The sequence below is a fragment of the Acinetobacter sp. UBA3025 genome (genome assembly GCF_002367915.1).
Classification (GTDB): Bacteria; Pseudomonadota; Gammaproteobacteria; order Pseudomonadales; family Moraxellaceae; genus Acinetobacter.
The window spans coordinates 1-8,868 of the sequence record NZ_DFDO01000014.1 but is presented as its reverse complement, the minus strand read 5'-3'; the positions used below and the strand labels follow the sequence as shown (position 1 = coordinate 8,868).

9 protein-coding genes are annotated in these 8,868 nt (G+C 43.5%); 4 read left to right on the top strand and 5 right to left on the bottom strand.

Annotation, left to right across the window (positions count from 1 at the left end; translation table 11 throughout):
* The 4 genes from B4J23_RS00585 to B4J23_RS00570 all read right to left on the bottom strand — a co-directional run.
* On the bottom strand, positions 1 to 76 hold a 76-nt coding region (locus tag B4J23_RS00585), incomplete at its 3' end, for a hypothetical protein (protein ID WP_291358257.1).
* Between the two features lie 75 nt (positions 77 to 151).
* The gene (gene catA / locus B4J23_RS00580) at positions 152 to 1,072 is read right to left on the bottom strand and encodes a catechol 1,2-dioxygenase (protein ID WP_104426110.1); all 921 of its coding nucleotides are present in this window, start codon (positions 1,070 to 1,072) and stop codon (positions 152 to 154) included.
* Between the two features lie 155 nt (positions 1,073 to 1,227).
* Positions 1,228 to 1,518, bottom strand: a complete 291-nt coding sequence (gene catC / locus B4J23_RS00575) for a muconolactone Delta-isomerase (RefSeq protein ID WP_104426111.1) — start codon at positions 1,516 to 1,518, stop codon at positions 1,228 to 1,230.
* Between the two features lie 15 nt (positions 1,519 to 1,533).
* The gene (locus B4J23_RS00570) at positions 1,534 to 2,643 is read right to left on the bottom strand and encodes a muconate/chloromuconate family cycloisomerase (RefSeq protein ID WP_291358251.1); all 1,110 of its coding nucleotides are present in this window, start codon (positions 2,641 to 2,643) and stop codon (positions 1,534 to 1,536) included.
* Between the two features lie 115 nt (positions 2,644 to 2,758).
* Here B4J23_RS00570 and B4J23_RS00565 point away from each other — a divergent pair, with 115 nt between their 5' ends.
* The 3 genes from B4J23_RS00565 (at position 2,759) to B4J23_RS00555 (ending at position 6,726) form a co-directional block, all read left to right on the top strand.
* On the top strand, positions 2,759 to 3,670 hold the full coding sequence (locus B4J23_RS00565; protein ID WP_125278484.1) for a LysR family transcriptional regulator: 912 nt from the start codon (positions 2,759 to 2,761) through the stop codon (positions 3,668 to 3,670).
* Between the two features lie 229 nt (positions 3,671 to 3,899).
* Positions 3,900 to 5,270, top strand: coding sequence for an MFS transporter (locus tag B4J23_RS00560; protein ID WP_291358247.1), 1,371 nt, complete (start codon positions 3,900 to 3,902; stop codon positions 5,268 to 5,270).
* Between the two features lie 112 nt (positions 5,271 to 5,382).
* Complete coding sequence (locus B4J23_RS00555; RefSeq protein ID WP_291358245.1) at positions 5,383 to 6,726, top strand: DcaP family trimeric outer membrane transporter; 1,344 nt, start codon at positions 5,383 to 5,385, stop codon at positions 6,724 to 6,726.
* Between the two features lie 41 nt (positions 6,727 to 6,767).
* On the opposite strand, the gene B4J23_RS00550 is transcribed toward B4J23_RS00555, so the two are convergent.
* On the bottom strand, positions 6,768 to 8,189 hold the full coding sequence (locus B4J23_RS00550; protein WP_253148414.1) for a PLP-dependent aminotransferase family protein: 1,422 nt from the start codon (positions 8,187 to 8,189) through the stop codon (positions 6,768 to 6,770).
* Between the two features lie 189 nt (positions 8,190 to 8,378).
* Between B4J23_RS00550 and B4J23_RS00545 the strand changes: the two genes are divergently transcribed.
* A complete protein-coding gene (locus tag B4J23_RS00545; RefSeq protein WP_162835335.1) occupies positions 8,379 to 8,540 on the top strand; it encodes a hypothetical protein in 162 nt (53 codons plus the stop codon).
* Positions 8,541 to 8,868: the final 328 nt, after the last annotated feature.

Below are 8,868 nucleotides of genomic sequence, written 5' to 3'. Positions count from 1 at the left end.
CAGATTCAAAATCATCGACCAGTAATTCATCAATACGGTCTAAATGGCTGGTGTTAATTACAGGAATACGAGGCATGTCCAGTCTCCGACTTTCCAAGGAGGGGAAGTCATCGGGATGTTGCTCAGACTGACATCCCGATTCCATTTTGAATTAAGCGCTTGCGCGACGACGTTCTACTTCAGTGCTTGGCGCTGCAGCCTGGTCTTTCACCAGTTCAATATTGAACTGGATATGTTTGAATGGACCATTTAAACCACGGCGTGCGATTTCAGCTTCATCGGTCACATCAACAGCGGTTGCGACCAGACCATCACGTGTAGCGAATGCAAAGTCATCCCACAGGTATTGATCGCCTTCGATGTTGAACTGTGTGGTTAACTTGCGGTAACCCGGTGCAGATACGAAGTAATGCACATGAGATGGACGGTTACCGTGACGGCCTAATTTGTCCAGTACGAACTGGGTAGTACCTTCAGGTGGACAGCCATAACCGACCGGCATGGTGGTCAGCGCAACATATTTACCGTCTTGATCGGTAAAGATAGAGCGGCGCAGGTTAAAGTCAGATTGTGACTTGTCAAAGAAAGAGTAGTTGCCCAGGCTGTTGGCATGCCAGACCTCAACTTTTGCACCTTCAATGATGTTGCCGTCAGTGTCAGTCACTGTGCCTTCAATGATCAGGGTTGGAATTTTGCCTTCTTCAGAACCATCATCCATACGCGCAAAACCAACTGACTCAGGAGCACCTGCAACATACAGCGGGCCTTCGATGGTACGTGGTGTACCGCCAGTAATGCCGGCTTTGGCATCTGCTTCATCCGCGCGTAAGTCTAAGTAATGTTCCAGACCTAGACCTGCAGCCAGTAAGCCTAATTCATTGGCTTGACCTGCATCAGTAAAGTATTCCAGACCTTTCCAGAGTTCAGTCTGAGAAATATCAAGATCTTCAATAGCCTGGAAAAGATCACCTAATAAACGTACAACAACTTGTTGTACACGCTCATCAACTGGTCCTGTCGCTGTATCGACATTCATTTTTTTAACCAGTGCATCAATTTCTTGGCGGTTCATACTATTGCTCCTAAAGTATGTTTTCATATTTTAGTGGCGCATGTTTTAGCATTCGTTTGGCTGGCTAAATCTTGCTGGCCACAAGTCCTTTTGGATTACCCTCAGGTGTATGGGGTAGGAAGGAAATTCTTTCATTTCCATTCCCAAATTTTTAATTACTTGTCATCATCTCGAATCGATGATGGATGGCGGTTCAATGCCATAACTTCGATGTTCATATACGGGTAGAGCGGCAAGCCCTGTAGCAGGTTGTGCAACTCTTCATTGCTTTCAACATCAAAAATACTGATGTTTGAATACTGTCCGGTGATGCGCCAGATATGACGCCATTTACCCTGGCGTTGCAGATCCTGTGAATAGGCTTTTTCGACAGCCTTAATTTCATTGGCCTGTTCAACTGGCATATCTTTTGGAATATTGACGTCCATTCGTACTTGGAAAAGCATGGGATTCTCCTGGAATTATTGATGACGCAAGTTGTCAATCTTGTTTTCATCCAACTCAATACCCAGACCTAGTCCTTTCGGAATTTCAAGTTCAAAGTTTTGATACTGGAGTGGGGTTTTTAAAATTTCATCAGTTAACAGCAATGGACCAAACAGTTCGGTGCCATAAGCGAGACTTTCAAAAGTCGAGAAAGCATGGGCAGAGGCGATCGTGCCCACCGGGCCTTCCAGCATGGTGCCGCCATACAGGTCGATACCAGCCAGCTGTGCCACTTTTGCAACTTCACAACCTTCAATCAGGCCACCAGATTGCGCCACTTTGACTGCAAAAACTGATGAGCCATGCTGACGTGCGATCTGATAGGCAGACTGCGGACCCATCAAGGATTCATCCGCCATGATGGCGATATCAAAACGCTGGGTCAGACGTCGCATTGCATCCAGATTATCAATGGCACATGGCTGTTCAATCAGGTCAATGCCGCCGTCCTGGAGTAACTGAATGCCTTTAATCGCGTCTAGCTCTGTCCAGGCACGGTTCACATCAACACGGATCGAAATGTCTTTGCCTAATGCCTGTTTAATGGCAAGCACGTGTTCAACATCCTGTTCCACTGGACGAGAACCAATTTTCAGTTTGAAAATATTGTGGCGTTTGGCCGCAATCATTTTCTGGGCTTCAGCAATGTCTTTCTCGGTATTGCCAGATGCCAGGACCCACAGCACTGGTACGCTGTCACGTAAACGTCCACCTAGAATTTCACTCAGTGGCTGGTTCAAACGTTGTGCCTGAATATCCAGTAGCGCAGTTTGAATGGCACACTTGGCAAAACGGTTACCATTAATATTCTTTTTGATGGCTTGTAATGTCTGTGCAACATTCAAACCTGATAATGTTTTCAGAAGCGGTGCAAAGTAAGTCTCAATATTCACTTTGACACTTTCTGGGCTTTCTTCACCGTAGCCTAAACCGCCAATAGTGGTGGCTTCGCCCCAACCCACATAGCCGTCTTCGGTGGTGATTTTGACCAGGACCAGTGTCTGGGTTTGCATGGTTGCGACAGCCATCTTGTGAGGACGGATCGTCGGTATTTGAACCAGCAAGGTTTCAACTGACTTATACATAATTACGCTTCACATTCTTGCTTTAATGTTTTGACTTGATATACCTTAAAAGAATAATTTTGATTGGTCTAAGATCGATTTAGCATTTTTTTATACTTTAAAGGTATGCAATAATATGGAACTCAGGCATTTGCGTTACTTCGTCGCAGTCGTCGAAGAACAAAGTTTTACCAAGGCGGCAGAAAAACTGTTTATTGCTCAACCACCTTTAAGCAGACAGATACAAAATCTGGAACAGGAACTGGATATTCAGCTCTTTGAAAGAGGTAGCCGACCGCTTAAGACCACAGAAGCAGGTCAATTCTTCTATCAACATGCGGTTAAACTTTTGTCTAATGCGGAAGAAATCAAATCGATGACCAAGCGGATTGGTATCGCGGATCGCACCATTAGCATTGGTTTTGTTGGCTCGTTATTGTTCGGTTTGCTATCGCGTATTGTGTTTCTATTTAAGCAGCAACATCCCCAGCTCAAAATTGAGATGGTTGAAATGAATACTTCAGAGCAGATTCAGGCACTTAAAGAAGGGCGGATTGATGTCGGTTTCGGACGCTTGAGAATTTCAGATCCGGCAGTGAAACGGGTGTTACTGCGTGAAGAAAGGCTGATGGTCGCAGCACATTCCAGCCATTTTCTTTCGCAACGAGATGGCGTGAATCTGGCTGAACTGGTAGATCAGCCACTCTTTTTATACCCGAATAATGGTAAGGCTAATTTTTCTACCCAGGTGCGCGGTATATTTTCCGAGTATGGGCTGGAACCGAAAAATATCCGTGCAGTCAGTGAATTGCAACTGGCGCTTGGTTTTGTGGCTGCTGGAGAGGGTGTCTGTATTGTGCCGGAAAGTGCCCAGAATATTCGGCTGGCTCATTTAAACTTTATCTCTTTATTAGATGAATTTGCGGTTAGTCCGGTCTTTATGGCTATTCGTAATATGGATGAAAGTGAATATATTCGTTATCTGTTTGATGCGGTCTATCAGGTCTATGATCTTGAAGCGATTAAATATGATCGTGCGGTGTTTTAAACAAGATTAAAAACTTTTTAGATGCTATATAAAATAGGTGAAATTATTATTTAATGACTGAATTAAAGTCGTTTTATTTGGATGAATATCATTAAGGCATAGTAAATAAAGCCTTTTCTTGAAGGCAGACTTTATAGGTATAGAAGTATGCCTATTCAGTTTTGGACATTTATGGACATCTTCTGCATTGTGAATCTCATAAATTGAACTTCACAATTAGGAGGTGAAGATGTCTACAAATAAAGTGAATATAAATACGCTGATCGATGAAGCGAAGTTCACGCCTTTTCATTGGGGCGTCCTGATCTGGTGTTTGCTGATCATTATTTTTGACGGTTATGACCTGGTGATTTATGGCGTGGCTTTACCGCTACTAATGCAGGAATGGTCACTCAGTGCAGTACAGGCAGGCATGTTAGCCAGCACCGCTTTATTCGGTATGATGTTTGGAGCCATGAGCTTCGGGACCTTGTCCGATAAACTGGGACGTAAAAAAACCATCATGATCTGTGTCGCGATCTTTAGTGGTTTTACGTTTATCGGTGCCTTTGCAACATCACCTGTCGAATTCGGAATTCTACGTTTTCTTGCCGGACTTGGTATTGGTGGTGTGATGCCCAACGTCGTTGCCCTGATGACGGAATACGCACCGAAGCGGATTCGCAGCACGCTGGTTGCCTTAATGTTTAGTGGTTATGCGATCGGTGGCATGACATCTGCCTTACTTGGCGCATGGCTGGTGCCACAGTTTGGCTGGAAAATCATGTTCTTACTTGCGGGTACTCCTTTACTGTTCCTGCCGATACTCTGGAAATACTTACCAGAATCGTTGATGTATCTGACCAATAAGCAGCAAACGGCTCAAGCGCAAAGCATTATCCAGAAAATCTCGCCAACACAGGTAATTGGATCTGACACCCAGTTTGTTCTGAATGAAGTGCAAAAAGGCGATGAAGCACCTTTAAAAGCATTATTCCAGCAAGGTCGCACATTTAGTACCTTTATGTTCTGGTTGGCATTTTTTATGTGTCTATTAATGGTTTATGCACTGGGTAGCTGGTTACCAAAACTCATGATTCAAGCCGGATATTCACTGGGTGCCAGCATGATCTTCCTGTTTGCCCTGAATATTGGTGGCATGATCGGGGCTGTTGGTGGGGGTTATCTGGCAGACCGTTTCCATATTAAAAAAGTACTGACAATCATGTTTCTTTGCGGGGCAGCTTCTTTAATCCTGCTCGGTTATAACAGTCCGCAATTCGTGCTTTATAGCTTGATTGTAGTGGCCGGTGCAGCAACCATTGGTTCTCAAATTCTGCTTTATACCTTCGTGGCACAATATTATCCATCGACTGTGCGTTCCACCGGCATGGGTTGGGCTTCCGGGATTGGACGTATCGGTGCGATTGTTGGACCGGTACTGACAGGTGCTTTACTCACCATGAATTTACCGCATCAAATGAACTTCTTTGCAATTGCGATTCCCGGTTTGATTGCTGCGCTGGCAATTTTCCTGGTGAACTTAAAAATGTCAGTAGAAGGTCAAGCCCTTGCTAGATCTGAGATTCGCACTGATTCTCTCGCTGAAAAAGCAAGTTAATGGATTAAATATCAATTAATAAAGAAAACACTTCTAATGATAGAGATCGCCATCGTAAGCGGTGGTGATCTGTTGCTAAAATCGAGACGCATAATAAAAAAGTGAGTTTAGGATGAACACGAAACAATTATTTAATAATCAAACAATCACATTAAAACGCACGGTTCTGATGAGCATGATGGCAATGAGTTTAGGGGGCATCAGCTTGGCTACCCAGGCACAAACTGCAGCTCAGTCCAATCAGCAGGAAATTGAGCAGTTGCGTCAAGAGGTTCAAGCTTTACGTGCCTTGATTGAACAGCAGCAGACTCAGACAGCTGCTGTGACTGCACCTGTAGCGGCAACGCCGGCACCTGCAAATACAGCAGTAGCGCCTGCGAGCAAATCTGTGATGAAAATTGCCAGTGGGGCCGAGTTTAATTTATACGGTAATATCCGTGCTGATGCCTCTTATCAGGCTGAGGGCGGTGCAGCGACACGTATGTATAACCAGATTAATGCGGTACCTCTTGAAGGCACAGGTGAACGCAGTGATGAGTTTAAGTCCACGCTTTCAGCCACCCGTTTAGGGATGGATTTTAAAGCGCCCGTGGGTGCTGGGGATAAGGCCTTAAGTGGTAAGGTTGAGGTCGATTTCCTGGGTGGAGCTGGTTTTGATAACCTGCGTATCCGCCATGCCTATATCAGCTATGCTGACTGGTTAATTGGTCAAACCTGGTCAAACTTTGCAACTCCGGACTATATACCTGAGACGGTAGACGCACTGGTTTATGCCGGTGGTTCAATTAAACGGACGCCTCAGATTCGTCATACCAGTACTTTGAGTCCAGCGACCAATCTGGTGCTTGCAGTAGAAGATCCGAAAGATGCGACCATTACGGGAATCAAACAGCGTTTACCTGCCTTAACAGCACGCTTAAACCACAAATTTGCGGATAATCTTTCTGTCAGCGCGCGTGCGATGGGGAATGAAAAACGCGTGAATGAAGATGAAAAAACTGCATGGGGTGTAGGTTTAGGCGCGAAATATGAGTTTGTTCCAGGCACCAGCCTTAAGGCAGATTATTATCATGTCAAAGGTGATAGCAGTTTTGTCTCTTACGCCAATCCAGGTGTCGTTACAGCTGCTAATGGAGATCTTCTACAGAGTGAATTCGACTCAATTACAGTCGGTCTAACGCAGCAGTTTAATGATAAATTGCGTGGCACAGTAGGCTATGGTTATATGAATTTCGACCAAGATAATGGCTATCTTGCTGCTCCTGGTCTGACTCTAACAGCAGTGAACAAAGACCTTTGGCAGGCTTGGGCCAATGTGTTCTATAACCCTACAAAACCGCTGAGTTTTGGCCTGGAATATGTTTATGGTGAACGTGAAGCATTGGGTGCTGCACCAAATGGCAGTACAAAAGGTGAAGATAACCGAGTGAATGCAGTTGCAATTTACAGTTTCTAAGCTCTAGCGATTTTACATAAGAAACCTAAAGCGTGGATGAATTAATCCACGCTTTTTGCATGATTCAGGATCATCTCTGCCAGTACATTGACTGCATTTTCTATCTCAGAGGTCCAGTCAAATGAACAGTTCAGGCGAATATAATTCTGGCTGGTATGTTCCGGTTTAAACAGCAAAGCAGGAGCAATGGCAATATTGTGCTGAATCAGCTGTTCATATAAAACCTGACCATCCAGCTGTTCCGGCAATTTGATCCAGAGAAAATACCCACTGGAATAATAATAAATTTCACAGACTGAATCTAAACGCGCTTTAAGTTCCTGATAAAACTTTTGCTTATACTTTTCTAGTTGCTGTCTTAAATGGCGCAAATGCTTTTCATAATGATGATGGGACAGAAAATCAACCAATGCATTTTGTAATAGCGGACTAACAGTCAAAGTACTCATGAGCTGTAAATGCTGGATTGCATCGGAAAATGGGCCAGCGAAAACCCAGCCGACCCGCGCACCCATGCCCAGAGTTTTAGAAAATGAAGAGCAGTGCAATACCCGTTGATGCTGATCAAAATATTTTACGGAAACCGGTTTATGAGCGCCGTAATTGAGTTCCTGATAGACATCATCTTCAATCAGATATACCTGATATTCATTCAACAGTTCCGCAATTCTTTGCTTGATCTCTGAATTTACCGTAAAGCCAATCGGATTATGCACATTCAGCATCAGCCAGCAAACTTTGATCGGGTACTGTTTTAGGGCTTGTTCAAATGATTCCAGGTCAAAACCAAACTGCGGATGTTCAGGGATTGTGATGACTTGCAAGCCTAAACGTTCAGCCGCCTGCCAGGCACCATAAAAAATGGTTTGCTGGAGCAGGATAAAATCACCCGGTTGAGTCAAAGCCTGTAAAGACAGATTGAGGGCTTCCAATGCACCAGAAGTAATGACAATGTCATCCGAAGTGCAGTTTATGCCTTGTAACTGATAGCGGTTAGCAATCAGTTGGCGTAATTCCTGATTACCCGGTGGCATATGATTTTGATGGCTATAACTGCTTTTTCTTTTGCTATGCTGCGCCAAAATCTGCATAAACCGGCTGTTATATAACAGTTCAGCATTTGGAAAGGCTGAACCAAAAGGCGCAATATTTGGAGTTTGCAGTGACTTTAAATAATTAAATACCACAGAGTTAATTTTAACTTTGGAGTTTAAGCCAATCTGTACCGCGGGTTCTTTGCTGTTATAGGTTTGAGGTCGCTCCGCAATATAGTAGCCAGATTTATCTTTGGCATAGACCAATCCTTGCGATTCAAGCACCTGATAGGCATTAAGCACCGTCATCAGGCTATAGCCGGACAGTTCAGTTTGTTCCCGTAATGAAGGTAATTTGTCATGCGCCTTCCATGCGCCATTTTCAATCATCTGGCGAATATTTTGGGCTAGCTTTTCAGATTTGAACATAAGAAAATAAAATCTAAACTGTACTAATATAATCAGAATTATATTATGAATAAGTTATTAAAATATAACAAATCAAAAAAATAAGTGGCTAACTGTTATATTTTTTTAAATGAATATTGTATCTATACAGCTGATTTAGGTCTGCTGATAATAAAACTCATAACGCCATACCAACCTATGGGTGATCATATGAATTCAGAAGACAACAAAGCACCAAAATATGCGGATAGCAGTATTTCTGATGCAGCATTCAAGAAGATGATTCTCTGGTTTGCACTTTATGCCGGTTTATTCTGCCTCGGCGTTATCTTTGTAGTAAATGCAGACAAAATTATGATGAGCGGCTTTTAAAATTCTCTTCTTCCTGAACACTATCATCGCCCCAATCTAAATTGGGGCTTTTTTTATGCCACACATTACCAGTTTTATTTTCTACTTTTTCTGCATCCACTCTATGACTTTGTCACAATTTGACACTCACAAAGTCAGATTTCCTTGCTAGATTCAGACTGTTTGATGATAAAAATGAATACAGGCTTTTCGCCAGCGCATCATACAGAAATAACAACGATATAGCAGATGGACAAACAACAAGGATAAAGGAGTGAAGCATGCTCGGAAATATGATGTTCCAGCCCTTACTGATCAGCAGCATGATTGAACATGCCGGTCGTTATCA

What these genes read in the sequence shown, in the direction of transcription:
- catA (WP_104426110.1), bottom strand. Translation starts at nt 1,072, where the DNA reads ATGAACCGCCAAGAAATTGATGCACTGGTTAAAAAAATGAATGTCGAT.
- catC (WP_104426111.1), bottom strand. Translation starts at nt 1,518, where the DNA reads ATGCTTTTCCAAGTACGAATGGACGTCAATATTCCAAAAGATATGCCA.
- B4J23_RS00570 (WP_291358251.1), bottom strand. Translation starts at nt 2,643, where the DNA reads ATGTATAAGTCAGTTGAAACCTTGCTGGTTCAAATACCGACGATCCGT.
- B4J23_RS00565 (WP_125278484.1), top strand. Translation starts at nt 2,759, where the DNA reads ATGGAACTCAGGCATTTGCGTTACTTCGTCGCAGTCGTCGAAGAACAA.
- B4J23_RS00560 (WP_291358247.1), top strand. Translation starts at nt 3,900, where the DNA reads ATGTCTACAAATAAAGTGAATATAAATACGCTGATCGATGAAGCGAAG.
- B4J23_RS00555 (WP_291358245.1), top strand. Translation starts at nt 5,383, where the DNA reads ATGAACACGAAACAATTATTTAATAATCAAACAATCACATTAAAACGC.
- B4J23_RS00550 (WP_253148414.1), bottom strand. Translation starts at nt 8,189, where the DNA reads ATGTTCAAATCTGAAAAGCTAGCCCAAAATATTCGCCAGATGATTGAA.
- B4J23_RS00545 (WP_162835335.1), top strand. Translation starts at nt 8,379, where the DNA reads ATGAATTCAGAAGACAACAAAGCACCAAAATATGCGGATAGCAGTATT.